27 protein-coding genes are annotated in these 25,561 nt (G+C 71.5%); 5 read left to right on the forward strand and 22 right to left on the reverse strand.

Features of this window, described 5'->3' with window-relative positions:
• Window positions 1-2: 2 nt before the first annotated feature.
• The 4 genes from AB0K28_RS09395 to AB0K28_RS09410 are packed head-to-tail and all read right to left on the reverse strand — an operon-like array spanning window position 3 to window position 3,773.
• A complete protein-coding gene (locus AB0K28_RS09395; RefSeq protein WP_364367180.1) occupies window positions 3-368 on the reverse strand; it encodes a hypothetical protein in 366 nt (121 codons plus the stop codon).
• 6 nt (window positions 369-374) lie between these two features.
• Window positions 375-1,283, reverse strand: a complete 909-nt coding sequence (locus AB0K28_RS09400) for a hypothetical protein (RefSeq protein ID WP_345391795.1) — start codon at window positions 1,281-1,283, stop codon at window positions 375-377.
• Complete coding sequence (locus AB0K28_RS09405; protein ID WP_345391798.1) at window positions 1,280-1,645, reverse strand: YbaB/EbfC family nucleoid-associated protein; 366 nt, start codon at window positions 1,643-1,645, stop codon at window positions 1,280-1,282. Before AB0K28_RS09405 ends, AB0K28_RS09400 begins: the two co-directional genes overlap by 4 nt.
• Before the next feature lie 49 nt (window positions 1,646-1,694).
• Window positions 1,695-3,773, reverse strand: a complete 2,079-nt coding sequence (locus AB0K28_RS09410) for an alpha-N-acetylglucosaminidase TIM-barrel domain-containing protein (RefSeq protein WP_364367184.1) — start codon at window positions 3,771-3,773, stop codon at window positions 1,695-1,697.
• A gap of 104 nt (window positions 3,774-3,877) precedes the next feature.
• On the opposite strand from AB0K28_RS09410, the gene AB0K28_RS09415 reads away from it, so the two are divergent.
• Window positions 3,878-4,495, forward strand: a complete 618-nt coding sequence (locus AB0K28_RS09415) for a TetR family transcriptional regulator (RefSeq protein ID WP_345391804.1) — start codon at window positions 3,878-3,880, stop codon at window positions 4,493-4,495.
• Between the two features lie 2 nt (window positions 4,496-4,497).
• Complete coding sequence (locus AB0K28_RS09420; protein ID WP_345391807.1) at window positions 4,498-5,748, forward strand: MFS transporter; 1,251 nt, start codon at window positions 4,498-4,500, stop codon at window positions 5,746-5,748.
• Window positions 5,749-5,760: 12 nt separating this feature from the next.
• Here the strand turns inward: AB0K28_RS09420 and AB0K28_RS09425 are convergent, their stop codons facing one another.
• The gene (locus AB0K28_RS09425; protein WP_345391810.1) at window positions 5,761-6,522 is read right to left on the reverse strand and encodes an FCD domain-containing protein; all 762 of its coding nucleotides are present in this window, start codon (window positions 6,520-6,522) and stop codon (window positions 5,761-5,763) included.
• 132 nt (window positions 6,523-6,654) lie between these two features.
• On the opposite strand from AB0K28_RS09425, the gene AB0K28_RS09430 reads away from it, so the two are divergent.
• The 3 genes from AB0K28_RS09430 to AB0K28_RS09440 are packed head-to-tail and all read left to right on the forward strand — an operon-like array spanning window position 6,655 to window position 9,727.
• Window positions 6,655-7,941 carry a sugar ABC transporter substrate-binding protein gene (locus AB0K28_RS09430; RefSeq protein ID WP_364367187.1) on the forward strand — a complete coding sequence of 429 codons (1,287 nt, stop codon included), beginning with the start codon at window positions 6,655-6,657 and terminating at the stop codon, window positions 7,939-7,941.
• 29 nt (window positions 7,942-7,970) lie between these two features.
• Complete coding sequence (locus AB0K28_RS09435; RefSeq protein WP_364367190.1) at window positions 7,971-8,915, forward strand: sugar ABC transporter permease; 945 nt, start codon at window positions 7,971-7,973, stop codon at window positions 8,913-8,915.
• A complete protein-coding gene (locus tag AB0K28_RS09440; protein ID WP_364367193.1) occupies window positions 8,912-9,727 on the forward strand; it encodes a carbohydrate ABC transporter permease in 816 nt (271 codons plus the stop codon). Before AB0K28_RS09435 ends, AB0K28_RS09440 begins: the two co-directional genes overlap by 4 nt.
• Before the next feature lie 6 nt (window positions 9,728-9,733).
• Here the strand turns inward: AB0K28_RS09440 and AB0K28_RS09445 are convergent, their stop codons facing one another.
• The 17 genes from AB0K28_RS09445 to AB0K28_RS09525 form a co-directional block, all read right to left on the reverse strand.
• On the reverse strand, window positions 9,734-10,438 hold the full coding sequence (locus AB0K28_RS09445; RefSeq protein ID WP_364367196.1) for an alpha/beta hydrolase: 705 nt from the start codon (window positions 10,436-10,438) through the stop codon (window positions 9,734-9,736).
• 79 nt (window positions 10,439-10,517) lie between these two features.
• Window positions 10,518-11,438 carry a sigma-70 family RNA polymerase sigma factor gene (locus AB0K28_RS09450; protein WP_364367199.1) on the reverse strand — a complete coding sequence of 307 codons (921 nt, stop codon included), beginning with the start codon at window positions 11,436-11,438 and terminating at the stop codon, window positions 10,518-10,520.
• Between the two features lie 47 nt (window positions 11,439-11,485).
• Window positions 11,486-12,115 carry a response regulator transcription factor gene (locus tag AB0K28_RS09455; protein ID WP_364367202.1) on the reverse strand — a complete coding sequence of 210 codons (630 nt, stop codon included), beginning with the start codon at window positions 12,113-12,115 and terminating at the stop codon, window positions 11,486-11,488.
• Window positions 12,112-13,335, reverse strand: a complete 1,224-nt coding sequence (locus tag AB0K28_RS09460; RefSeq protein ID WP_345391825.1) for a sensor histidine kinase — start codon at window positions 13,333-13,335, stop codon at window positions 12,112-12,114. Before AB0K28_RS09460 ends, AB0K28_RS09455 begins: the two co-directional genes overlap by 4 nt.
• A gap of 7 nt (window positions 13,336-13,342) precedes the next feature.
• On the reverse strand, window positions 13,343-14,047 hold the full coding sequence (locus AB0K28_RS09465) for an ABC transporter permease (RefSeq protein WP_345391828.1): 705 nt from the start codon (window positions 14,045-14,047) through the stop codon (window positions 13,343-13,345).
• The gene (locus AB0K28_RS09470; RefSeq protein WP_364367206.1) at window positions 14,044-14,964 is read right to left on the reverse strand and encodes an ABC transporter ATP-binding protein; all 921 of its coding nucleotides are present in this window, start codon (window positions 14,962-14,964) and stop codon (window positions 14,044-14,046) included. The genes AB0K28_RS09465 and AB0K28_RS09470 overlap by 4 nt, the downstream gene beginning before the upstream one ends.
• 102 nt (window positions 14,965-15,066) lie before the next feature.
• Window positions 15,067-15,459, reverse strand: a complete 393-nt coding sequence (locus AB0K28_RS09475; protein ID WP_364367209.1) for a hypothetical protein — start codon at window positions 15,457-15,459, stop codon at window positions 15,067-15,069.
• A gap of 89 nt (window positions 15,460-15,548) precedes the next feature.
• Window positions 15,549-16,853: a hypothetical protein gene (locus AB0K28_RS09480; protein WP_364367212.1), complete on the reverse strand. Its 1,305-nt coding sequence runs from the start codon at window positions 16,851-16,853 to the stop codon at window positions 15,549-15,551.
• A complete protein-coding gene (locus AB0K28_RS09485) occupies window positions 16,846-18,792 on the reverse strand; it encodes an NAD(P)/FAD-dependent oxidoreductase (protein ID WP_364367215.1) in 1,947 nt (648 codons plus the stop codon). The genes AB0K28_RS09480 and AB0K28_RS09485 overlap by 8 nt, the downstream gene beginning before the upstream one ends.
• Window positions 18,789-19,922 (reverse strand): molybdopterin-dependent oxidoreductase, encoded by a 1,134-nt coding sequence (locus AB0K28_RS09490; RefSeq protein WP_364367218.1) that lies wholly within the window; start codon window positions 19,920-19,922, stop codon window positions 18,789-18,791. Before AB0K28_RS09490 ends, AB0K28_RS09485 begins: the two co-directional genes overlap by 4 nt.
• A 21-nt stretch (window positions 19,923-19,943) precedes the next feature.
• The gene (locus AB0K28_RS09495; RefSeq protein ID WP_345391843.1) at window positions 19,944-20,420 is read right to left on the reverse strand and encodes a peroxiredoxin family protein; all 477 of its coding nucleotides are present in this window, start codon (window positions 20,418-20,420) and stop codon (window positions 19,944-19,946) included.
• A 25-nt stretch (window positions 20,421-20,445) separates the two neighbouring features.
• Window positions 20,446-21,207, reverse strand: a complete 762-nt coding sequence (locus tag AB0K28_RS09500) for an SDR family oxidoreductase (protein WP_364367221.1) — start codon at window positions 21,205-21,207, stop codon at window positions 20,446-20,448.
• 55 nt (window positions 21,208-21,262) lie between these two features.
• Window positions 21,263-21,478, reverse strand: coding sequence for a hypothetical protein (locus AB0K28_RS09505; protein WP_364367224.1), 216 nt, complete (start codon window positions 21,476-21,478; stop codon window positions 21,263-21,265).
• Window positions 21,475-22,125 (reverse strand): sigma-70 family RNA polymerase sigma factor, encoded by a 651-nt coding sequence (locus AB0K28_RS09510; protein ID WP_364367227.1) that lies wholly within the window; start codon window positions 22,123-22,125, stop codon window positions 21,475-21,477. Before AB0K28_RS09510 ends, AB0K28_RS09505 begins: the two co-directional genes overlap by 4 nt.
• Before the next feature lie 19 nt (window positions 22,126-22,144).
• Window positions 22,145-23,821, reverse strand: a complete 1,677-nt coding sequence (locus AB0K28_RS09515; protein ID WP_364367230.1) for a BCCT family transporter — start codon at window positions 23,819-23,821, stop codon at window positions 22,145-22,147.
• A 66-nt stretch (window positions 23,822-23,887) separates the two neighbouring features.
• The gene (locus tag AB0K28_RS09520; protein ID WP_345409433.1) at window positions 23,888-24,637 is read right to left on the reverse strand and encodes an amino acid ABC transporter ATP-binding protein; all 750 of its coding nucleotides are present in this window, start codon (window positions 24,635-24,637) and stop codon (window positions 23,888-23,890) included.
• 29 nt (window positions 24,638-24,666) lie between these two features.
• Window positions 24,667-25,560, reverse strand: coding sequence for an amino acid ABC transporter permease (locus AB0K28_RS09525; protein WP_364367232.1), 894 nt, complete (start codon window positions 25,558-25,560; stop codon window positions 24,667-24,669).
• Between the last annotated feature and the right edge of the window lies 1 nt (window position 25,561).

Genomic DNA, 25,561 nt, shown 5'->3' on the forward strand with positions numbered 1-25,561 from the left:
GGTCAGGCTTTGGCGGTGCCCCAGACGGGCTGGTCGGGGTCCGGGGGTGGGAGCCTGGAGAGGATTTCGGCGACGCTGTTCCAGTCGCCGACCTCCACGTTGTCGGTCATCAGGCGCAGGCGGTCGGCGATCTCGTGGTGGGCCTCCATGAGGACCCCGATGCCGGCGGCCAGCTGGCCGGCGACCGCCGCGTAGCCGCTGCCGCCGCCCTGGCCCTTGAAGAACGTGACGCCCTCGGCGGTGCCGCCCCAGAAGTCGCCGATGGCGTTGAGCTCCTCGGCCGCCGCCGCGACGAACGTGGCCAGCTCGGTGCCCTCGACGTCGAACGCGATCGCCGCCGAGCGGATGCGTGACTTGCCGATCTCCACGGAAACTCAGCCTCCCGCTGGTTTGTGGGCCATGGTGAAGTACAGGAGCACCCGGCCCAGGGTCTCCTTCCAGGTGGGGAGCAGTTCCTCGCCGCGCTGCCCGTTCATGAGGTCGTACGAGGGCCCGTACGCGATGGACCCGCCGGCCATGCGGCTGAGGAAGTATTGGACGTCCGCGTTCGAGGTGACCTTCTTGGCCAGGGGCGCGGCGGCGTCGAAGACGCCGTAGAAGGCGACCGAGGCGGCGAACTCCTTGAGCGCCTGCGTGGCGTTGTCCTCGAGCGAGCCGACGTCCTCGCCGCGCGCGGCCTTGACGCCGGCCACCGCCGCCACGTCGCCGACCGCGAAGAAGACGCTGCCGATCGTGTACTCGGTCAGCTTGGCCAGCACGATCTTGGCCATGCCGTGTTGCAGCAGCTTCGCGAGCAGCCCGGCCTGCGCCCGGCGGATGAGGATCTGGGTGATCTGGTACGCCACCCCGGCCTGCCAGGGGAAGGTGGAGATGAAGACGAAGCTGGCGAAGTTGGCCATGGCCAGGGTCCAGTAGGCGTGCCTGGCCGCCTCGACCGCTTCGGCGAACTCGTTGCAGGCCGCGCTGGTGTCGCGGCACCGCTGGGCGAGCTTGGCGGCGTACCCGTTCTCCTCCGGCTCGGGGTAGAGCCCTTCGATCATGGCCCGCTTGAACTGGTCCACCCCGGCCCCGTGGTTGGTGCGCCACACGGAGGCGGCGGCGGGGTAGGTGTGCGACGGGCTCTGCTCGATGCGCTCGGCCAGGCGCGCGTAGACGCCGGCGGCCTGGCGGGCCCGGTCGGGGTCGCCCTCGGGGTAGTCGACGGCGAGCATCTGGAAGACGAAGCCGGCGATGCCGAGGGTGCCGAACGTGTAGACGCCCGCGCGGCCGTACGGAAGCTTCAACGGCGGCGCGTCCCGTCGGCGCGGTCGCCGTCGAGCAGCGTGCCGGCGATGAACGGCGTCACCAGGTCCTGCGCCTCCTGCTCCGCCTGGCGGCCGGCCCGTCCCGCGGCCTCCATGATGGCCGCCGCGAGCTGTTCCGAGCCGAGCCGCATGGCGCGCGGGTCGATGGTGACTCCGGCGAGCGTCCCGGTCTGTGTCACCTCCACCACGACCCGGCCGTCGGCGGCCTCGCCCCGGCCCTTGACCGCGGCGATCCGGTCGCGCAGTCCCTCGAGCTCCGCGAGATCCTGCTGGTAGCCGCGGAGGAGCCGGCCCAGTTCCTCGTCGCCGGTGGTGGTGAACGGATCTCTCGGTGATGTCATCCCGCCTCCTGAATCACCTAGACGATCTTTCACAAGATACGCAAACCGGTCAAATCTCGGTTCGGTCTCCGAGGATCTCCCGGGCGATCGCGACCGGGTCGCCTGACGGCTCCGCCGGGTGGTCGGCATGCCGGTCGGCCCACGCCTGGCCGAAGGCGTTCCAGTCGATCTCGCCCTGGGCGAAGAAGGTCCGCCAGCGCTCCCGGTAGTAGCCGCTCATCAGCCCGGCCCAGTTGCGGTTGGCGTACTCGGTGAGGATGGCGGCGTCAGGCCCGCCCCACACGGTGACGAGCCGCTTGGCGGCGCGTTCGAGGTCGCGCCGCTCCCCCTCGTCGGCGCCCCAGCGGCGGGCGTCGCGCAGCCAGCGGCCGAGCAGGAACTCGGGGCGGGTGGCGAGCAGCCGGTCCTGGACGTCGATCAGCCGCAGGAACCGCTCCTGGACGGCCGGCTCGGTGAGCCGGGGGACGAGCGCGCGGCCGCGGTCGTCGAGGACCTGGCGGGTGACATCGACCACGTCATGCCGGTACGTGTCGCGCTCACGCAGCCGGGGCGCCGCCTTGAGCAGCAGCCGCCAGGCGGCCTCCACCTGCGCGGGGTCGTAGTGCAGCCGCCGGGGACCGACGGCCGACGCCTGGTCGGCGGTGAACGACGGGGTGGCGGCGAAGACGCTGTCGGTGGCCGCGTAGACGTGGAAGTCGGCCAGCTTCTCGGCGAACTCCTCGTCCCCCTCGGGCATGGACGTCTCCCCGCCCCACGTCGCGTACGCCGAAGCGCGCAGCAGCCGCCACGCCTCCAGCGCGTCGGGGTCGGCGGCGCCGTAGCGGGCGTGCACCCAGTCCGCCAGCCAGGCGTCGAGGTCGACGGGCTCGCGGGTCCACGCGAGGTCGGCGAACAGGTCCCAGACCACGGGGTTGGTCTGCACGCCCTCGGCCATGTTCGTCAGCCCGGTCAGCTCGCCGGAGGCGAGCGGTGCGGCCAGCGCGGCGGGGGCGGCGGCGATGTCGGGCAGTGAGCCGTACAGGCCGTGCCGGCCGCCGTAGTTGGGCAGGATGCCGTACGCCCAGGGCGCGCCCCAGAACCCGCCGGCCCGCCGCCAGGTGTCGCCGGTCAGGTCGAGCACCAGCATCCGCTGCCGGTCGCAGACCTCGAACAACTCCTCGCGCGGGTTGCCCGCCCACGCCTGGACGACCCACAGGTAGCCGGGGTCGGCGGCGCGCATCGCCTGCTCGACGCCGCAGGCCGCGTCGGCGAGCGAGGTGCCGCCGGTCTTGCCGCCCTCGTGCAGCAGGTCCACCGCCCAGGTGCCGGACTCCCCGAAGCGTTCGCGCTGGTGCCGGTAGAAGGCCGCGGCGACCTGCGCGTAGTGCGGGGTGGAGGTGTCGAGCCAGTCGGGACGTGCCGGGCCGGCGACGTCCATGAACCACCGGCCCTGCGGGACGACGACGGCGCCGGGGTTGCGCTCGGCGAAACCGCCGGGGACGGTGCCGGAGAACCCGGGCAAGATCGGCGTGATGCCCAGCTCCCGCATCCGCGCCAGCACCAGGACGGCCAGCTCGGCGCGCCGCTCGACGAGGCCGCGGGTGGTGCCGCCGCCGAAGCTGTGGATGTTGTTCAGCCACTGCCACGGCTGGTGCGACGGCGGGACGATCCAGGCCAGCAGCTCGCTCTCGGTGTAGCCGGACTCAGCGAACGCCGCCAGCCACACCGCCTCCTGCCCGAGCGTGAGGTGCGCGGCGTTGACGCCGGACGCGGCGAGCAGGTCGAGCTCGCGCTGCCAGTCGTCCCAGTCGTAGAACGGCGTCGTGTACCCGGCGACGGTGAGGTTGTAGGCCACCCGGTAGCGGTACGGCGAGGCCGCCGCCAGTGGTTCGGCGGGCGGCGGCGCGTGCTCGGGCAGGTGGTCGCCCCAGCGTGAGACCGTCCCGCGCGCCACGTGCCGCAGGTAGTGGGCGAACCCGCTGAGCACGGCCACGGGCCCGGTGCCGGCCAGCACCGTACGGCCCTCCTCGCCGGCGCGGACCTCGAAGCGGTCGCCGTCACCGGGCAGCGCCCGCACCTCGAAGGCGAGCGGTCCTGCGAGCCTGCGCAGCGCCTCCTGGGCGACGGGCACCCATGCGGGCGTGGTCATAAGACCTCCAGAAACTGTCTCAACGGGACTTTTCATAGTGTGATACGAAATTTCCCGCCAAGCCTACTGTCCCAGTGAGACATTTTTGCCCTACGGTAAGGGCCATGACCAGCCCAGGACTCCGCGAGCGCAAGAAAGCCGGCACCCGCCGCGCCCTGATCGAGGCCGCCCTCACCCTGTTCGAACGGCAGGGCTTCGACGGCACGACGGTCCAGCAGATCGCCGACGAGGTGCAGGTGGCGCGGCGGACCTTCAACCGCTACTTCACCTCGAAGGAGGACGTCGTCCTCGCCCACGAGGACCAGGTCATGGAGGATCTGCTGGCCGCGGTCGGCGACCGTCCGCGCGGCGAGTCGCCGGTCACCGCGCTGCGCGCGGTCTTCCGCACCTGGCTGGCCGACCCCCACTGGGCCCGGCACGAGCTGCCCCGCATGCAGCGCGTCCAGCTCCTGCTGGCCGACAACCCCGCGCTGATGGGCGAGAACATGCGGCGCTTCGCCGTACGCGAGGAGCTGCTCGCCCGCCACCTGGCCGAGCGGTCGGGCGCGGGGCACGGCTTCCACGCCCGGCTGCTGGCCTCGACGGCCTTCGCGGCGCTGCGCATCGCGTTCCAGGAGTGGGCGGCTCAGCCCGACGCCGGCCCCGACTCCTGCGCCCGCCTGGTCGACGAGGCCCTGCGACGGCTCGACCTCGGGCTGGACCTTCCCCCTCTCATGGAGTAGGCATGACCATCACCTCGAGCCGGGACGCCCACGGCGCCACCGGCCGCCGCCTCGGCGCGCTCCTGGGCGCGATGTTCCTGTTCAACGTGGCCGGTTACGCGGCCATCGGCGCCGCCCTGCAGGTGCTGCTGCCCTCCCAGGTCGAGGCGGCCGACCCGGTGGGCAAGCTGTCGGCGTTCGGGCTGGTGACCGGCGTCAGCGCGATCGCGTCGGTGTGCGTGCCGCCGATCGTGGGCGCTCTGTCCGACCGGACGCGCGGGCGGTGGGGCCGCCGCTCCCCCTGGATACTCGGCGGCGGCCTGGCCACCCTCGCCGCCCTGGTCCTGCTGGGCTGGATGTCCACGGTCGCCGGGCTGCTGATCGGCTGGTTCCTCGTGCAGGGCACGGTGAACGTCGGGCTGAACATCCTCATCGCCGTGGTGGCCGACCAGGTGCCTGAGCGCAGGCGCGGGCTGGCCTCCACGGTCGGCGGGCTGGGCGTGCCGGTGGGCTCGCTGGCGGGGACGGCGGCCGGGGCCGCGTTCATCGACTCCGCGCTGCTCGCGTACACGCTGCTCGGGGTGGTGTTCGTCGCGGCGTCGGCGCTGCTCGCACTGCTCAGCCGTGAGCACGTCACCGTGGCCGTCGCGCCCGGGCGGGTGCCGCTGCGCGCTCAGCTGACCTCCGCGCTGGACAGCCTGCGTGCCCGGGACTACGCGTGGGCGTTCGGCTCGCGCGCGGTGATGTTCCTCGGCTACTTCGCCGTCTCCTCCTTCGGCCTCTACATCCTCAGCGACTACATCGAGCTGCCCGCCGGGCTCGCCCCCCAGGACGCGCTGACGCTGCAGACCACCGTGCAGACGCTCTGTCTGGTCGTAGGGACGATCATCGCGGGCCCGCTGGCCGACCGGCTGAACCGGCACAAGCTGTTCGTGCTCATCTCCTCGTTGATGGTCACGGTGTCGGTGGCGCTGCCGGTGCTCGCGCCCGTCTGGCCCGTCCAGCTCGCCACCGCCGTCATCGGCGGCCTCGGCTTCGGCGCCTACCTCTCGGTGGACCAGGCGCTGGTCACGCTGGTGCTGCCGGCGGCCGAGGACAGCGGGCGCGACCTCGGCGTCTTCCACATCGCGCTGAACGCGCCGCAGGTCGTGGCGCCGTTCGGCGGCTCGCTGGTGGTCGCCCACCTCGGCGGCTATCCGGCGCTGTTCGTCACCGGCGGCGTGCTCGCGCTCGTCGGCGCGCTCATGATCCTGCGGGTACGCGGCGTCCGCTGACGCGCCCTTCCATCACCTGTCGCCGGGCTCGGCGCTGCGCTCCCACATCGACTTCATCTCCGCGAACCCCTGCTCCATGATGCCCACCATGGCCCGCCGCGCGCGCTCCCCGTCGCGGCGCTGGATCGCCTGGGCCACGTCGGTGTGCAGGTGGAGCGCCTGCTCGTCCGGATAGTGCGGCATCAGGTGGTAGTGGTGCCGCCCGGCGAGCACCTCGGCGACGATCAGGTGCAGCTTCTCGAACATCTCGTTGCCCGACGCGGCGAGCACCCGCCGGTGGAACTCGATGTCGAGGTCGAGGAAGCGGGTCTCGTCGCCTGCCTTCCCCGCCGCCCACATCTTGGCCGCGAGCCCCACCAGCTCGCTCGCCTCGTCGTCGCTGATGTGGGTGGCGGCCAGCGCGGCCGCGTACGGCTCGATCGCGGTACGCAGCTCCGTGATCGAGCGCATCTGCGCCATGCGCCCGCCGGAGGCGAGCCGCCAGCGGATCACCTGCGGGTCGAAGACGTTCCACGCCCGGGCGGGCTGGATCATGATGCCGACCCTGCGCCGGGTCTCGATCAGCCCCATGGACGCGAGCACGCGCAGCACCTCGCGGATCACCGAGCGGGAGACCTGATAGCGGTCGATCAGGTCGTCGATGCTGAGGACGGAGCCGGCGGGCAGGTCGCCGTTGCAGATGACGGTGCCGAGCCGGTCGAGGACCCGAGCATGCAGCCCAGCCTCGGCAGGGGCAGGTGGGGTTGGTGCGCCCTTGGGGGAGGACTGAGTCACGAATAAAGCATATCAATTGAAAGACGATACTTGAATAAGTCAGCTTTTTTGTCCTAGCATCCCGGCATTAACCGGATGTTACGGATACGTGGCGCATAGGGGGCGGCGACCATGAAAGAAAGGCGAGATCACGTGCGACATCGGTCGATCATCGGTGCATCTCTGGCCGTGGTGGTGTCCATGACCCTGTCCGCCTGCGGCGGCGACGACGGCGATGGCGCGTCCACCACGGTCCGGGTCACGCTGGCCAACCACGTGTGGACCGACAACATCAAGAAGGCGCTGCCCGAGTTCGAGAAGCAGAGCGGGCTCAAGGTCGAGGTCACCCAGCTCGGCGAGGACCAGCTGTCCGACCAGTACAACGTCAAGCTCAACGCCGGCTCCGCCGACATCGACGTGATGATGTACCGCCCCCTGCAGGAGGGCAGGCTCTTCGCCAAGAACAAATACCTGGCCGACCTCTCCACCCAGGTCAAGGCCAACGCGAACTGGGACTTCAGCGACTTCCAGGCCGGCCCGGTCGAGGCCACCACGTACGAGGGCAAGCCCGTCGGCGTCCCCATCATCACCGAGCAGGAGGTCCTCTACTACCGCAAGGACCTGCTGGAGAAGGCCGGGCTCGACGCCCCGCCGAAGACCCTCGACGAGCTGAAGGCCGCCGCCGCCAAGATCAAGGAGAGCGAGCCCGACGTCGCCGGGTTCGTCGCGCGCACCGGCAAGTCCGCGGCCGTCACCCAGTTCTCCAGCTTCCTCTACAGCTTCGGCGGCGACTTCGTGGACGCCAACGGCAAGTCCGCGGTCGCCAGCGACGCCGCCAAGCAGGCGTACGCCTTCTACGGCGGCCTGATCAAGGACAGCGGCCCGGCGAACGTCAGCACCGACATGAGCTGGCCCGAGGCGATGGCGATCTTCACCCAGGGCAAGGCCGCCTTCTACACCGAGGCCAACTCGCTCTACCAGAACGCCACCGACCCCGCGAAGTCGAAGGTGTCGGACCAGGTGGGCTTCGCGCCGTTCCCCGCCGGCCCCGCCGGGTCCAAGCCGTACAACATCCCGTCGTGGGCGCTCGGCATCAACGAGAGCTCGGAGAACGCGGCCAACGCCTGGAAGTTCATCGAGTGGGCGACCAGCAAGGAGCAGACGCTCGCCCAGCAGAAGGCCGGTGTCCCCGGCGCCCGCGCGTCCGTGTGGGAGAACCCCGAGGGCACCTCGACGTTCCCCAAGGACCTCGCCGAGGCCATCGCGGCCAGCACCCAGGCCGGGGTCGGTCATGACCGGCCGCTGGTCGTGAAGGTCGCCGAGTCCCGCGAGATCGTCGGCCAGCCCATCGTGGACGCGATCACCGGCAAGGACGCGGCGGCGGCCGCCGACGCCGCCAACACCGCGTTCCAGAAGTTCCTGGACGACGAGGCCAGGTAGCAGCTACCTCGCTTCTTTCTGGAGATTCCGTGGCAACGACCACCACCGAGCCGCCGCGCAGCGCGTCCACCCCCACCCCCGCCACGCCGGGGTGGGCGCGCTGGGTGGACGACCACCGCAAATGGCTCTTCGCCGCGCCGGCGATGGCGTTCGTCGCCGCGCTGCTCGTCTTCCCGCTGGGCTGGACGATCTTCCTCAGCCTCACCGACGCCGAGGGCTCCGTCCGCGCCGAGAGCGACTTCGTCGGCCTGCGGAACTACCTCGACGTGCTCACCGACACCGAGCGGTTCTGGCCCGCCGTCGGGCGCACGGCCATGTTCACGATCGTGGCGCTGCTGTTCGAGGTGGTCCTGGGGATGGCGATCGCGCTGCTGCTGTGGCGGCCGTTCAAGGGCGAGCGGTGGGTCCGCGTCGCCATCCTGCTGCCGCTCGTCGCCACCCCCGTCGCGGTCGGCATGATGTGGCGGCTCATCTTCGACCCCAACATCGGCCTGGCCAACCAGCTGCTCGGCTGGTTCGGCATCGGGCCGCAGCCCTGGCTGGCCGGCCAGCACACCGCGCTGCCCACCACGATCCTCATCGACGTGTGGCAGTGGACGCCGATGGTGGTGCTGATCCTGCTCGCCGGGCTCACCTCGCTGTCGGAGGAGCCGCAGGAGGCCGCCCGCATCGACGGCGCGAGCACCTGGCAGCGCTTCAGGCACGTCACGCTCCCGCTGCTGACGCCCACCCTGACGGTCGCGGTCCTGCTGCGCGGCATCGACGCGCTCAAGACCTTCGACATCCTGTACGCCACCAAGGGCCGCGGCGGCGGCTCGTTCCACGAGGTGGAGACGCTCAACGTGTACGCCTACGGGCTCAGCTTCGACTACAACGAGTACGGCGTCTCGTCCACCGTCCTCATCCTCTTCTTCCTGATCATCATCGGGGCGATGTGGGCCCTGACCGCGCGGCGCAAGGAGGCGAAGCGATGAGGGCCCGGCCCGCGTACCGGATCTTCCGCGCGACCGCGCTCACCGTCGTGGTGCTCGTGCTGGTCGCGCCGCTGGTCTGGATGGTCGCCGCGTCGCTCAAGACGAACGTCGACATCTACGACCCGGCCAAGGCGCTGTCCTTCTCCCCCACGCTGGACAACTACGGCAAGGTGCTCCAGCAGGCCAACTACGTGGAGTTCATCCTCAACAGCCTGTGGGTGGCCTTCGCCGCCACGGTGGCCTCGCTCATCCTGGGCGTTCCTGCGGCGTACTCGATGAGCCGGTTCAACATGAAGAAGTCGGCGCTGGTCGTGCTGATGGCGCGGATCATCCCCGGTGTCTCGCTGCTCGTGCCGTGGTTCTACGTCTTCTCCAACCTGCGCATGGTCGGCGGCTTCGGGGTGCTGATCATCAGCCACATGTTCGTGTCGCTGCCGCTCGTGGTCTACATCATGATGGGCTACTTCGACAGCCTGCCGACCGAGCTGGAGGAGGCGGCGCTGGTCGACGGGCTGACGCACGTCGGCGCGTTCCGGCGGATCACGCTGCCGCTGTCGGTGCCGGGCATCGCGACCTCGGGGATCCTGTCGTTCATCTTCTCGTGGAACAACTTCATGTTCGCGCTCGTGCTGTCCGACGCGGACACCAAGACCCTGCCCGTCGCGATCTTCGACTTCGTCGGGTACGCCAGTATCGACTGGGGCGGCCTGATGGCCGCGACCACCGTGGTCACCCTGCCGATCATGGTGATCGCGCTGTTCGTGCAGAAGTACGTGGTGTCCGGCCTCACCGCGGGCGCCACCAAGGGCTGACCCTTCTCAGGCGAGCAGGGCCCGCGTGACCTCGTCCGGGTAGGTCAGCATGCCCTGGTGGCCGCCGGGGACCATCGTCGGCGTCAGGCCGATCCTGGCGGCCAGCTCGTCGCCCGGCCTGGCCAGGGCGTGGTCGTCGGCGCCGAGCACGTACGAGAGGGGCTTGCCCAGGCCCGTCACGTCGGGCACGTCGAGCGGCTCCAGGAAGTACGCGCCCGGCTGCGGCACCAGCAGCTCGTGGAAGATCCGCCGCGCCGCCTCGGGCAGCTCCGGCACCAGCACCGGCACCTGCTCGAACGCGACCTCCACGCTCCCGTCGGGCGAGGCGTCGATGGCAGCGCGCATGATGGCGGCGTATTCGGCGTTCTCATCGACGAACGGCACCCCTCGGGCCGGGACGAACGCGTTGTAGTAGACGATGCGGGCCAGCCGGTGCGCGACCCGGTGGGCGGCGCCGGTGATCGGGTAGCCGCCCCAGCTGTGGCCGACCAGCACCACGTCGTGCAGGTCGCGCCGCTCGATCTCGGCAACCACGTGGTCGACCGTCTCGGAGAGGTGGCGGCCGTCGCGGCGGTCGCCGTCGGCGAGGCCGGGCAGGGTGAGCGTCACGGCCTCGTGGCCGGCGGCGCGGAGCCGGCGGGCGACGGGCTGCCAGACCCAGCCGGCCTGCCAGGCGCCGGGCACGAGAACAAACGTCGATATGTCGGACATAGCTGTTGCCTTCCGTGGGGTGAACACCCACACGATCCGTGTCGAACGCGGAAAGTTCGGTCCGAGCTCAAGATTTCTGTCAGGCCGCTCGGTGGATCATCCTCACGCGACGGACCCGGCCGCCCTCATAGTCCAGCAACCAGCCCATCCACGGCGCGCATCCCGGCCCCGCCTCCGCCGGGCTGAACACCTCGGTCTCCCACACCACGACGTCGGCGCTCGCCGCCACCTGGGCCACCCGCTGCCGGGTGCCCGCCGCCATCCGCACGTCCACGACCCGGGCCAAGGGCTCGATGCCGCGCGTACGCCGTCCGTTCCCCCAGGCGATCTCCACGTCCGGCCACCAGCTCTCCCTGAGCGCGGCCCGGAACGTCCCCTGATGCCCGGCGGCGATCACCTCCTCCGCCTCCCGCCGCCGCGCGGCCACGGCCACCGCCGCATCGCCGTGCGCACCGTCCCAGGTGCCCGGCAACGTCCGTGCCAGCATGCCCCGCGCCTCGTGCAGCCTGCGCCGCACGGTCCCGACAGGAACGCCGCAGACGGCCGCGATCTCCTCATACCTGGTCACCGAGGAGAAGTAACGCAGCAGCGTCACTGTTCGCAGCGGCGGCGACAACCGGCCGACGGCGTGCCAGATCCAGTCGCGCTGGGCGTGCCGCTCCAGCGCCTCCTGCGGATCGGCGGCCCGCTCGGCCGGCGTCAGGTGTCCGACGGGGATCGCCTGCCGCGCCCGCAACCGCTTCCTGCACAGGTTGCGGACGATCATCCGCAGCCACGGCCCCACGGCATCCGGATCACGCAGGTCCCCGATCCGCGCCAGCGCCGTCAGCGACGCGTCCTGCACGGCGTCCTCGCTCTCACCCGGGTCATGCATCACGCTCAACGCCACCGCCAGCATGCCGCCTCGATGCCTGGCCAGCAGCGTCCCCAGCGCACCCGCGTCACCCTGCTGGGCCAGCACCACCAACTCACCGTCGGCCGGCTCCCCAAAACCCGACATAACCGACAAAGTCACCGCGCCACTCTCCCATGCCCCGTCCCGGGCGGTCAGGGGCGGTCGAACAGGCCGCGTTCGAAGGCGGCGGCCACGGCGGCGGCGCGGTCTTTGACGCCCAGCTTGGTGTAGATGTGCAGCAGGTGGCTCTTGACGGTGGCCTCGCTGATGAACAGGCGGGCGGCGGCCTCCCTGTTCGTGCTGCCGCGGGCGATCAGGCCGAGCACCTCCAGCTCTCGGGAGCTCAGGGGATCGGCGGGGGCGCGTACCTGGCCCAGCAACCGGGTGGCCACCGACGGGGACAACACCGCCTCGCCGCGCGCGGCGGCACGGACGGCGCGGACGAGCTCGTCAGGCATCGCGTCCTTCAGCAGGTAGCCGGTGGCGCCCGCCTCGATGGCCGGCAGCACGTCGCGATCGGTGTCGTACGTGGTCAGCACCAGCACCCTGGCCGTGCTCCCCCGCTCGGCCAGCATCCGGATCGCGGTGACCCCGTCGGTGCCCGGCATCCGCAGGTCCATGAGAATCACGTCGGGCCGCAGCTCCTCGGCCAGGCCGACCGCCTCGGCCCCGTCGCCCGCGACCCCGACCACCTCGAAGCCGGGCTCGCCGGTGAACATGCCGCGCAGCCCGTCCCGCACGATGGGATGGTCGTCGACGACGATCAGCCGGATCACGCTCATCGCGGCTCCATCGCCGGGACGCTGGCGGAGACGGCGGTGCCCCCGCCCGGCTCCGACTCGACCTCTAAGCCGCCGGCCAGCCGGGTGACCCGCTGCCGCATCGACGTCATGCCGAAACCGCCTCCTTGGGTGCCGGGGACGAACCCCGCGCCGTCGTCGCGTACGTCAAGAGTGACCACGTCGTCCATGTACGACACGGTGACGCCGACCCGGGAGGCGCGGGCGTGCTTGGCCACGTTCGCCAGGGCCTCCTGGCAGACCCGCAGCAGGGTCACCTCCACCTCGGGATGCAGCGGCCTGGCCGTCCCCGTCGTCGCGAACGCGGCCGGCACCCCGTGCAGGCCCTCCCACCGCCGCACCACCTCGGACAGCGCCTCGGGCAGCCGGGCGGTCTCCAGCTCGGCCGGCCCCACCGCGTGCACGGACCTGCGGGCCTCGGCCAGGCCGTCCCTGGCGAGCTGGGCGGCGTTGTCGAGGTGGCGCTGCCAGGTCTCCGGGTCGTCCTTGGCCTTGGCGGCGGCCTGGACCTGGGTGATGATCCCGGCCAGCCCCTGGGCGAGCGTGTCGTGGATCTCCCTGGCCAGCCGCCGCCGCTCGTCGGTGACGCCGGCCTCGCGGGCCTGGAGGAGGAGCTGGGCCTGCAGCCCGGCGTTCTCCCGCATGGTCTCCTCCAGCTTGGCGTTGGTGGCGGCGAGCTGGTCGACCATCTGCTGCCTGCGTACGCTCTGCTCGTTGATCATGTCACCGGAGAGGCTGAACAGCACGACCAGCACCACGATGGCGACGATGACCAGCACGTAGGAGGAGATGACGGCCGGGTCAGGGCCGGGCAGCCCGCCGAAGTAGCCGGTGACGGCGGCCGCCGCCGTGACCGTCACGCCCGCGATCCGCCAGCGGCCGCGCAACAGGCGCCAGGAGTCCAGATAGCCGGTGAAGGCGTAGAAGCCGGCGAACCACGGGCTGAGCAGGCCGAGCGCGGTGACCAGCGCGATCAGGCCGGCGAGGTAGAGCACCGCTCCCCTGGCGGTCCCCGTGCAGGACGGGCGGCGCAGCACCACCATCCAGCCGGCCGCGAGCACGCTCAGCACCAGGACGGCGATCCGCTGTCCCGCCGTGAGGTCGCCGGTGAGCAGCGCGAGCCCCGCCGCGACGGCCAGCAGCACGTACGGGGCGGCGCCGAGGCCGGCGACCAGCCGCGTGTGAGCGGTTTCCGGCTGCACGCCTACCTCATTCCCAGCGGAAGAACCGGGCCGCGACCCCACCGATGACCAGCGCATATGCCGCCATTATGGCAAGAAGGAGTGGTTGTGTCGCCGCCCCGCTCCAGGCATCGTGCACGGCCTGCCGGAAGAGCCCCAGCGGCGTGAACCGCCCGATCGTGGCGAGCAGCTCGGGCATGGCGTCCACGGGCTGCATCACGCCGCCGAGGAAGGCCAGCGGGAAGTAGAGCAGCACGCCGATGCCGTTCGCGGCCCGCCCGGTGGTGGCCGTCGCCGCGATGAGCAGGCCGACCGCGACGATCGCCGCGGTGCCGAGCAGGAACGCGGCCACCAGCGACGCCACCCGCGCGGGCGCCGCCGCCTGGAAGACCGTCACCGAGACGGCGACGAGCAGCGCCGACGACACCACCGCGAAGACGAGCTGGAGGATCAGCTGCACGCCCAGCAGCGCACCGGGGCTGACCGGCGTCGTGGAGAACCGTCGCAGGATGCCCCGCTCCCGGTAGGTCGCCAGCGTCGTGGGCACCATGTAGAGCCCCACCAGCCCCACCGCGACCGTCATCGAGAGCGCGGGCAGCATGGTGTCGCCCGGCGCCGCCCCGCTGCTGAAGACGATGAGGATGAACAGCGGGATCACCATGCTGAAGATCGCGCCGGGGTCGCGCATCAGCAGCTTGGTCTCGACACCCGTGAGTTTCCCGAAACCGGTCACGCGTCCTCCTTGGCGTCGAAGGCCCGTCCCGTCAGGGCGACGAACGCGTCGTCGAGAGTGTGCTGCTCGATGCGCAGCTCGGCCACCGGCACCTGGTCACGTGCCAGCGCGGACGTCACCGCGACCGCGAAGTCCCCCCGTCCCGCCACGATGACCTGCTCCCCCGAGCGGGTCACCGACGCCACCCCCGGCAGCCGCGTCAGCAGCGCGTCGTCGAACGGCGCCAGCGGCCTGAACCGCAGGTGCTGGTCGGCGTCCACGTTGGAGATGAGGTTCGCCGGGCTGTCGAGGGCGACGATCCGGCCCCTGTCGAACACCGCGACCCGGTCGCACAGCTCCTCCACCTCGTCCATGAAGTGGCTGACCAGCACGACCGTCACACCCGCCGCGCGGACCCGCTTGATCAGCTCCCACGTGGCCCGCCGGGCGGCCGGGTCGAGGCCCGTGGTCAGCTCGTCGAGGAAGGCCACCTTCGGATCGCCGACCAGCGCCAGCGCGATGAACAGCCGCTGCTTCTGCCCGCCCGACAGCGAGCCGAACTTCGCCTGCCGCTTTTCGGCCAGCCCCCACTCCTCCAGCAGCGCCCGCCAGTCCTTCGGCGTGCGGTAGAAGGAGGCGAACAGGTCGAGCGCCTCCCCCACCTTGATGTTCTCGGGCAGGAGTGACTGCTGCAGCTGTACGCCGACCAGGTGGCTCAGCTCTTTCCGGTCCTTGACCGGGTCGAGCCCGAGCACCCTGGTCGAGCCCCCGTCGGGCCGCCGCAGCCCCTCCACGCATTCCACGGTCGTCGTCTTCCCGGCCCCGTTGGGGCCGAGGATGCCGAAGATCTCACCCTCGGCCACGGAGAACGACACCTCGTTCACCACTGGCAGCCCGCCGTACCGCTTGACGAGCCCGTTCACCTCGATCACCGTCATGCGTTCATGGTGGCGGGGAACGCCCTTCGCCCGAATCGCCCAGCCGGCCACGACCCGGCGCGGATCCGGCTGACCGACGAATCAACCGATCGGTTGATGCGGTCAGGTGTGGTCCTTGTCCTTGTTGTCGTTGCAGATGGGGTAGGTGCTGTCGCGCACGGTCCGGAAGTTGGCCAGCGACATCCACCCCATCTTCCTGGTGCCCTTGACCCGCCCGTAGACCCAGAGGTTCCCGTGGCGGTTCTTCTGCCAGCAGTGGAAGTAGAGCACCTGCCCCGCGCGCATCCGCATGACGTCGCACCCGCTCTGGTAAGGGATGTCCTTGAGGTTGTAGGAGCCCCTCATCACCCCATAGCCGTCGTCCAGGTTGGGCCCCTTGTACACATAGTTCGGGCACGGCGCCGGAACGGACGTCGCGGCCTGGGCGGCCGGCGCGCCTGCCAGGGCCGCCCCGGCGACCACCAGCGCCACCGCCGTCGCACTCACAAAACGCATACGCCTCTCCTTCCTCAGGGGATCTTGTGTCCCAGAAGTATGGGGGCCGGCGTGTTGAGTATTCGTTGAGTGCCTGTTGAGTCACCGGCTCACGTGGCGACCAGGGTCGGGACGAGGACGGCCAGGAGGAGGACCAGGGTCCAGATGGCGGGGGCCGAGCCGAGGGTCTGCTCGCGCAGCGCGTTCGCGCGTTCCGCGGCGGACTGGCCACGGGTGAGCCACCACGGGTTGGCCCGCTCCTCCAGCAGGTTGTAGAGGACGCCGACGGCGGCCCCCGCCACCAGGTGGGCGACCAGGGCGGGGAAGGCGGCGGCCAGGTCGGGTGACGGGTGGGCGCCGCGCAGGACGGGCAGCAGGATGAGCGGGCCGAGCAACCACCACAGGAACCCGTACGACAGGCCCCAGCCGAGCCCGGACACCGGGTCGAAGCTGCGTCCGCGGAAGAACAGCGCGTACGTGACGCCGGCGACCACGCCTTCGACGAGCCCGAGCGGCCCGGCGGCGAGCGCCCCGAGCAGACCTGCCACCAGGCCCAGAGCGACGCCGTAAGCGGCGGCCGTGAGCCTGGGGACGCCGAGCGGGTCGGGCTGCAGGCGGCGGACGTCGTCGGCGAACAGCACCAGCGCCAGCCCGCCGAGCCAGGTGAAGACGGCGCCGGTGCCCGCGCCGAGCAGCAGGTAACCGGGCAGGGCGGGCAGCGTCTCGCGGACCATGGCGATCGACCAGTCGAGCCGCCCGCCGTCGAGGAGGCCAGGCAGGGTCAGGGCGAGCAGGATCCACCAGGCGAAGCCGTACACCATGCCGCGGATCAGCGCGGGCCCGGTGCCCTCGGAGCGGCCGCCGAACAGCAGCGCGTACGCGGCGCCCGCGAAGGGGGCCGCGACCAGCAGCTCGTACGGAGTCCGGCCGGTCATGACGTTCAGCCCCAGGACCAGCACGGCGGCGCTCACCAGCGCGGCGACGGCGCCCCTGACCACCGTGGCGAGGCGGATCGGGGCGGACGGCGCCTGCCGCCAGGCGTAGGCGGCGGCGGTGAAGGCGCCGTAGGCGAGATGGCCGAACAGGCTCGGGGTGAGGCTCTGGCCGCTCGTCAGATCCCAGGTGACGGGCCGGCCGAGCAGGATCGGCAGCAGCGTGAGCGGGCCGAGGAACCACCAGAAGGCGCCGTACACGAGCCCCCAGAACAGCAGCTCGCCCGCCTGGGCGCGCTGCCGCTCGACGAGCAGGCCGAACCCGGCGCCGATGATCATCGCGAACAGCATGTGCACGGCGAACCCGAGCACCACGGAGTCGGTGCGGACGATGGCGGCGACCGTGGGCAGAAAGCCGATCTGCGCCATGATCAGGCCGAACACCAGCCCGCCGGCGATGCCTGAGACGGCTCCCCTAATCATGAGCGATGTCCCTCGGGAAGGCGAGGTCGAGCGACCAGTCGAACAACACCCGCAGTTTCTTCTCCAGCCCCGGCAGCTTGGCGAGGTAGACGGCCCGCCACACCGCCCAGGCGAGGAAGCCGGACAGCCGCAGCCCCCGGATCTCGGCGACGGCGGTGTGGCGGCCGAGCGCGACCAGGGTGCCGAGCGAGCGGTGGCGGAACTCGGCCGGCTCGCCGCCCCGCAGCGTCGCGGCCACGTTGTCGGCCGCGGTACGGCCCTGCCGCAGCGCGTGCTGGGCGGTCGGCGGGTACGGCACGCCGTCCGGCCCGAGGACTCGCGCGCAGTCACCGATCGCCCACACGCCTTCCCTGCCCGGCACGCGCAACCGGCCGTCGGCGGCCGGCAGCCCCTCGGTCAAGGGGTGGGGCTTGTTGCCCGCCGTCCACACGATCGTGCGGGTGCCGATCTTCTCCCCCTCCTTGAGGAGCGCGGCATCGGACGTGGCGCCGGACAGCCGGGCGCCCAGCCGGATCTCGATGCCCCTGGCGGTCAGCTTGCGGTGCGCGTACGCGCCGAGCGTGGCGCTCAGCTCGGGCAGGATCCGCTCCCCCGAGTGCACGAGCACGAAGCGCGGCTCGTCGGGACGGATGCCGGGATAGCGGTGCAGCACTCCGTGGACCAGGTCGAACAGCTCGGCGATCAGCTCGCTGCCGGCGAAGCCGCCGCCCGCCACCACGAACGTCAGCAGCTCACGCCGGTCGCCGCCCGCGAGGTCGGCGGCGTCCAGCAGGTCGAGCACGTGGTGGCGGAGCCGGGTGGCGTCGGCGGTCGTCTTGAGCGTGAACGCGTGCTCGGCCAGCCCCGGCAAGTCGTGGAAGGACGGGATGGAGCCGACGGCGTACACGAGCTGGTCGTAGGGCACGGTCGTCCCGTCGCTCACGCGGACCGTCCGTCCGGCGGTGTCCACGGACTCGACCCGCGCGTGCAGGAACGTCGTACGGCTCAGGAAGGCGCGTACGGGGACGCTGATGTGCCGGGGCTCCAGGGCGCCGGTGGCCGCGCCCGCCAGCATCGGCGTGAACAGCAGCGAGCCGGCGTCGCTGATCAGCGTGACCTCGGCGGGCAGCCCCCGGGTGACGAGCCGGTCGAGCCTGCGGGCGGCGGCCAGCCCGCCGAAGCCGCCGCCGACGACGACCACGCGCGCGGTCTTCTGCGGCGGGGCGGCGGCCGGTTGCTCGCGGCGGCGCGGAGCGACGTACAGCAGCACGCCGGTGATGCCGCCGAGCAGCACCTCTCCCGCGAGCGAGCGGAAGTCGCCCGGCGTGATCGTCCAGTGCGGGGCGCCGCCGAGCAGGACGGGCAGCACCGTCAGCGACCAGACGGCCCAGGCGAGCAGCCCGGTCAGCAGGCCGCCGGCCAGGGCGTTGGCCAGGCTGAACAGCCGGGTGCCGAACAGCGCGGCCAGCACGGCGCCGAGCAGCGCGGCGTGCGCGAGGAACAGCGCCCACGTGCCGGCGTCGATCATGTCGTTGACCGCCATCAGAGACACCACCGGCACGCCGGACACCAGGCCCGCGAGCAGCCCGAGCCGGCCTGTCCTGGTCCACAGCCTCGGCAGCAGCGCGGCCAGCGCCAGCGCGGCGAGGACGAGCAGCAGGTTGCGGCCGTAGTCGAGCGGCAGGATGGACGGGTTGTCGCCGCGCCTGCCCAGGGCCAGCACGGTCGGCAGCGTCGCCAGCGTCACCGTGCCCGCCACGATCGCGGCGGCCCGCACCGCCCAGCGCACCCGGCGCAGCGCCCAGCCGGCCAGCAGCACCAGCGGCACCAGGATCGCGTCGTGCGCCACCGCGGCGCCGCCGAACCACCAGGCCCAGCCCACCGGGTTGCTCTGCTTGACCAGCCCGGCGAAGCCGAGCAGGATCAGCGCGGCGCCGGCCGCGTACAGAAGCCATCTCATGTGACGCGCACCGTCCCCACCCATTTGGTCTGCATGACGCCCGGCCGGTTCGGGGCGATGAGGCGTACCGGGTAGCCGTGGTCGGGGTCCAGCGGCCGGCCGTTGAGCTTGAGTGCGAGCAGGGTCAGCGGGTCCTGCCAGTGCGGCGCGCGGACCTCGCTGGTGCGGTAGTAGCCGGCGCGTTCCAGCGACTCGACGGTCAGGACCGCCTCGGGCGCGCCGCCCGCCGCCTCGATGAGGTCGCGCAGGCGGACGCCCGTCCACTCGCACTCCACGCTCCAGCCCTCCACGCAGGCGATCGGCAGGCGTACCGTGTGCTGCGGCATGCGGGCCAGCTCGTCGTAGCCGATCATCAGCTCCGTACGCACCGCGCCCGTCACGACCAGCCGGTACGCCGCCGGATCCACCTGCGTCACCCCGGCCGCCGCGGCGGAGCGGTTGACCGGTACGCCCTGCGGCCCGATGTCCGGGTTGCGCGGCGCGAGCACCGCCAGCCGCTTGAGCGGCGTGACGGTCTCGCCCGCGGTGACCAGCGCCGCCACGCCGCACGCGGCGGCCACGGTGGCGAGGAAGCGGCGCCGGTCCGGGTCCTCGACCCGGGTGAAGGCGTGCCGCCGCACCTTGGCCCACTCGTTGACGACGTGGATGATGAGCGCGCCGTAGACGATGAACGCGGTCCAGTAGTGCGCCTGGATGAACCCGAACGGCCACAGGTACGTGTACGCGATGTTCATCAGCCCCGTGACGAGCTGGAACAGCGCGCCCGCGACCAGCAGCAGCACCGACAGCCGCTCGGCCGCGTGCCCGGCGGAGCGCAGCGGCGGCCACTGCCACAGCTTCGGGTAGACCGTCCACAGCTTGGCCAGCAGCAGCGGCACCGTGGCGATGCCGCCGATGACGTGCAGCCCCTGCGTCACCCGATAGAGGTTGACCGGCCGCGACGGCCACAGCAGCCACGCGGGCGGGTGCTGCACGTAGTGGCTGAACAGCCCGGTCGCGAAGGCGACGGTGAAGCTGACGCCCAGCCACATGCCCAGCTTGGCCGCCACCTTCTCCGAGTGCAGCCGGCTGGTGAACCGGCCCGGCAGCGACCGGCCGAGGTCCGTGACCTGCCTCAGGCGCGTGCTCATGGTCGGGCTCCCCCTGGCCGGCTACGCGTGCTCGCGCATGTAGCGGATCATTCCGGCGACGTCCTCGGGGACGAGGCGGCCGATGGCGCCGCTGGAGTAGACGCTGACGAGGACCCGGCCCTGCGGGTCGAGCAGGAAGCCGGTCGACTGCAGGTAGAGGGGGTCCTCGTTGACGAAGGCGCCGGTCGCCTCGGCGTACGCGCGGGCGTCCGCGCTGTGGCCCACCGGGAACCGCAGGCCGTGCTTGCCGATCGTCTCCTTGGTGGTGGCCTCGTCGTCCACGGAGACGGCGACCACCTTGGTGTCGAGGTCGGCGAGCTTGTCCAGCGACCGCTGGAACGCGCGAAGCTGCGCGTTGCAGTACGGGCACCACGCGCCGCGGTAGAACAGCACCACGCCGAAGTGGCCGGCGAACGCGCCCGGCAGGTCGAGGGTCTCCGACCCGGGCAGCGTCACGGTCAGGTCCGGGAACGTGTCCCCGGGATTCAGCAGGCTCATGGCCTTTTCCTTCCGGTAATGGTGGTCAGGCGTCGAAGTCCCAGATCTGGCCGGTGCCGTTGTCGCGGGCCAGCCGGTCGAGCAGCGTCCTGGCCGACTGCTCGGGCGTGATCAGCCGCCCCTCGGTGTGCGAGCGGATGAACCGCTCGTGCAGCGCGGCGCCGATCCGGCCGGGGTCCTGGGCGCGGATGTAGCCCGGCATGGCCGTGTCGACCAGGCCGGGGCGGTAGACGTTGACGGTGACGCCGGTGCCGTCGAGCTCCAGCGCGAGGTTGAGGGTGTGGGCTTCGAGCGCGGTCTTGGTGGTGACGTACGCGTTGCCGCCGATCATGCTGCCCGGGCGGGCGACGGCCCCGGTGGAGACGTTGACGACGCGGCCCCAGCCCCGGTCGAGCATCCCGGGCACGAACGCGACGGCCAGCGTCACGGGGGCGAGCACGTTGATGCGCATCGCCGCCGCCCACTCGCCGACGTCCACGGCGGGCGTCTCCCCCAGCGGCCACACCACGCCGGCGTTGTTGACGAGGATGTCGACGGCGCCCAGCTCGTCGCGTACGCGGGCGATCGCCTCTGCCAGCCGCCCGTCGTCGCCCAGGTCCGCGGGCACCACGTACGCGGTGCCGCCCTGCTCCTTGATCAGATCGGCCGTACCGGTCAGCTCGTCCTCCGACCGCGCGAGCAGCGCGACCTTCGCGCCGCCCGCGGCCAGGCCGACGGCGGTCGCCCGGCCGATGCCCCGGCCGGCCCCGGTGACCAGGGCGGCCCTGCCTTTGAACGAATGAGTCATGCCCCGTTCGCGACGATCAGGGGCGAGCCCTTACCTCGATGTGACGCAGGTCACATCAATCGTCGCTGATGGCGGCCAGCAGGCCCTCGAAGTCGTCGGCGCACGGACCGCAGGCGCGCAGGTGCGCGGCGATGCCCGGAAAGCGCCGCGCGGCCCCGGCGTCCTCGGCCACCAGCTCGACGTAGACGTGCAGCATGGCGATCGCCTCCTCGCAGCCCACGTCGCGGGGGTCGGTCTGCAGGAAGCGGTCGAGCCCTGCCCAGTCGTTCACGGGCGCCTCACCATGTCGTCAACGTCGCTCACGTATCCCTTAGCGGCGAGCGCCGCCCTGAGCTTACGTCTGGCGTCGAACATTGTTTTGTAGATGGCGTTGCGATTGGTGCCCAGCTCGGCGGCGAGGACGTCGAGCGGCACCCCGGTGAGCACCAGGGCGACGAAGACGCGGCGCTGGTGCTCGGTCAGCTTGTCGAGCACGGCCTGGCGCAGCGCGGCGAGCAGGTCGCGCCACTCCGACTCCTTGGCCGGATCGAGCCCGAACCGGTCGGGCAGGCGTTCCCACTGCTCGCCTTCGAGCGGCACGCCCGGCTCGCGCCAGAAGTGCCGCGCGACCTTACCGGCCGCCTCCAGCACGACGAACTTGTAGGCCCAGGTCGTGAACCGGCTCTCGCCACGGAAGTCGCCGACCTTGCGGGTGATGGCGAGCAGCGCGTCGGTGGTGGCCTGCTGGGCGAGGTCGTCGAGCTCGGGCCCGGTCACGCCGAGCCGCGCCGCGCGCCTGCCCACCTCTTTCCTGGCGATGCGCAGCAGCAGCTCGTGCAGCCGCCCGACGGCCGCCTGCCGCTCGGGCCCCGTGCAGCTCAGCGCCCGCACCCATGCGGCCGACTCGTCGTCCAGCACAGTCGGGCTACCTCCCCCCATGCAGGCATCGTAGCGAGATCTACTCCCGGCGCTCCGCGTCCCCGTCCTTGTCGCCGTCGGCGGGGCTGATCACCAGCTCGAACTCGTCGTCGTACAGCTCGTGGCCGCTCTCGACGGCCGAGTGCACGATCTCCACGCCGCGCTTGCCGCGCAGGATCAGCGGGTCGTGGCGCAGGTCGCGGGTGAGCGCCACGCACATGGCCACCATCACCAGCATGAACGGCACCGCGGCCAGGATCGTGACGTTCTGCAGCCCGGCCAGCGCCGCCTCGCCACCGCCGCCGAGCAGCAGCATGATGGCCGCGACCGCGCCGGTCAGCACGCCCCAGAAGACCACCACGGGCCGGGTGGGGCGCAGGCTGCCGTTCTGGGAGAGGGTGCCCATGACGACCGAGGCGGCGTCCGCGCCCGAGACGAAGAAGATGCCCACCAGCACCATCACGAGCAGCGTCGTGACGCCGACCAGCGGGAACTGGTTGAGCACGGCGAAGAGCTGGCCCTCGGCGGTGGCCTCGCGGGTCAGGCCCGCGCCGCCGGCCTCCAGCGACATCGCGGTGCCGCCGAGGATCGCGAACCAGACCAGGCTGACCAGGCTGGGCACCAGGATCACGCCGCCGACGAACTGCCGGATCGTCCGCCCCCTGCTGATCCTGGCGATGAACATGCCGACGAACGGCGTCCAGGAGATCCACCACGCCCAGTAGAAGACCGACCACGTCGAGAGCCATTCGGCGACCTCGTCACCCCCGGTCGCCTCGGTACGCCCGGCGAGCCCGGCCAGCTCGCCCAGGTACGCGGCGACGGAGGTGGGCAGCAGGTTGAGGATCAGCACGGTCGGCCCGGCCACGAAGAGGAACAGGGCGAGCGCCACCGCCAGCACCATGTTCGTGTTGGACAGCCACTGGATGCCCTTCGCCACACCCGACACCGCCGACACCACGAACGCCAGCGTCAGCAACGCGATGATCATGATGAGCAGCCCGATGCCGGCCTCCCCGAGACCGGCCTCCCTGACGCCGCTGCCGATCTGCAGCGCGCCGAGGCCGAGCGAGGCGGCCGAGCCGAACAGCGTGGCCAGGATGGCCAGCACGTCGATCACCTTGCCGGCCCCGCCGTTCGCGTGCCGGGCGCCGATCAGCGGGGTGAACACCGCGCTGATCGTCTGCCGCCGGCCCCGGCGGAAGGTGCCGTACGCGATGGCCAGACCGACCACGGCGTAGATCGACCAGGGGTGCAGCGTCCAGTGGAAGAGCGTGGTGGCCATCGCGGTGCTCATCCGCGCGGCCGGCGGCGCCGTGGCCTCATGGGTGCCCGGCGGCGGCTCGGTGAAGTGCGTGAGCGGCTCGTTCACCCCGTAGAACATCAGGCCGATGCCCATGCCGGCGCTGAACATCATCGCGACCCAGGACACCGTCCTGAACTCGGGCTCCTCGTCCTCGCCGCCGAGCGTGATGCGGCCGTACTTGCTGAAGGCCACCCACAGCACGAACACCACCAGCCCGGAGGCGACCAGCACGAACGCCCAGCCCAGGTTGTGCATGGTGGCGTCGAGCAGCCTGCTCGACACCCCCTGCAGCGAGCCGGTGGCGACCGCGCCCCAGACGATGAAGACCAGGGTCAGGACGGCGGCCACGCCGAACACCACCCAGTCCGTACGGGGCGGGCGGGCAGCGTCGCGGCCATCCGAGCTCGGCATGGGCACTCCTGTGATCCGGACCCCTCGTGCCCCTCTCGTCTCCAGATCCGGGTCCGGTAAACAGCCCTAGCCCTGATCTTCCCGCTGGCTCAGCACGCTGGACAGGAACGCCTTGGTCCGCTCGTGTTCCGGGGCGGCGACCAGCTCGGCGGGCACGCCGCTCTCGACCACGACCCCGTCGGCGAAGAACGTCAGCCGGTCGCCGACCTCCCTGGCGAAGGCGATCTCGTGGGTGACCACGACCATGGTCATGCCGTCGGCGGCCAGGCCGCGCATCACCTCCAGCACCTCGTCCACCAGCTCGGGGTCCAGCGCCGACGTGGGCTCGTCGAACAGCATCAGCTCGGGCCTCATGGCCAGCGCCCTGGCGATGGCGACGCGCTGCTGCTGCCCGCCGGAGAGCTGATGGGGCCGCTTGTGCGCGTGGTCGGCCAGCCCGACCCTGTCGAGGTGCTCCATCGCGCTCTCGCGCGCCCGCTCGGCCGGCACGCCCAGGACGTGCACGGGCGCGCAGGCCACGTTCTCCAGCGCGCTCTGGTGGGCGAACAGGTTGAAGCGCTGGAACACCATGCCGATCCTGCGGCGGAAGGCGGCGAACTCCTTCGGCGTCCAGGGCCGGTAACGGCCGTCGCGCAGCGTGTGGCCGACCTCCTCGCCCAGCACCCGCAGGCTGCCGCCGAGCACCGGCTCAAGGCCGTTCACGCAGCGCAGGAACGTCGACTTGCCCGACCCCGACGGCCCGATGACGCAGCTCACCTCGCCGGGCGCGACCTCGAAGTCCACGCCGTTGAGCACCTGCGTGTCGCCGTAGCTCATCCGCACGCCCCGGGCGTGCACGACCGGGGTCACGCCGCCGCCTTCAGACGCCCGCCGCCCCGCACCAGCCGGACGGCCTCGGAGCCGAAGCGGCGTTCCAGCCGACCCTGGAGGAAGGTCGCGATGGCGGTCATGAGCATGTACCACAGGCTCGCCACGATGAGCAGCTCCATGATCAGGTTGTTGGCCTTGTAGATCTGGCTGGCGTTCGTCATCAGGTCGTGGCCGGCGACGACGTACACCAGGGACGTGGTCTTCAGCATGGAGATGAACTCGTTGCCGGTGGGCGGGATGATGATGCGCAGCGCCTGCGGCAGCACGATCACCCGCATCCGCTTGGCGGGGGTCATGCCCAGCGCGTACGCCGCCTCGGTCTGGCCGTGGTCCACCGCCTGGATGCCGGCGCGTACGGTCTCGGCGAAGTAGGCCGCGAGGTTGAGCCCGAGCCCCAGCATGGCCGCGGTGAACCCGGTCATCACCTCGTTGGTGTCCCACTTCAGGCCGATCATCGTGAACGGGATCTTCAGCACCAGCTCGGGGAACAGGAACGCCAGGTTGTACCAGAAGATGAGCTGCACCAGCACCGGCGTGCCGCGGAAGAACCAGATGTAGAGCGTGGCCAGGCCGCTGAGCACCGGGTTGTGCGACAGCCGCAGGATCGCCATCGCCACGCCGAGCACCAGCCCGAGCACGGTCGCCAGCACCGAGATCTCGATGGTGACCCAGACGCCCGCGAGAATGCGGTCGTTGAACAGGTACTCGACGACCTTGCCCCAGTGCAGGCGCGGGTTGGCGGCGAACAGGTAGACCAGCCAGCCGGCGACCGCGACCGCGACGAGCGCGGCGGCCAGGCGGCCCCAGTGCCGGGTCCTGACGACCGGGATCCGCGCGCCGTCCGGCCCGGTGAACGGTTCGGTGCGCATG

It is taken from the genome of Nonomuraea sp. NPDC049504 (assembly GCF_040676845.1).
GTDB lineage: Bacteria > Actinomycetota > Actinomycetes > Streptosporangiales > Streptosporangiaceae > Nonomuraea > Nonomuraea salmonea.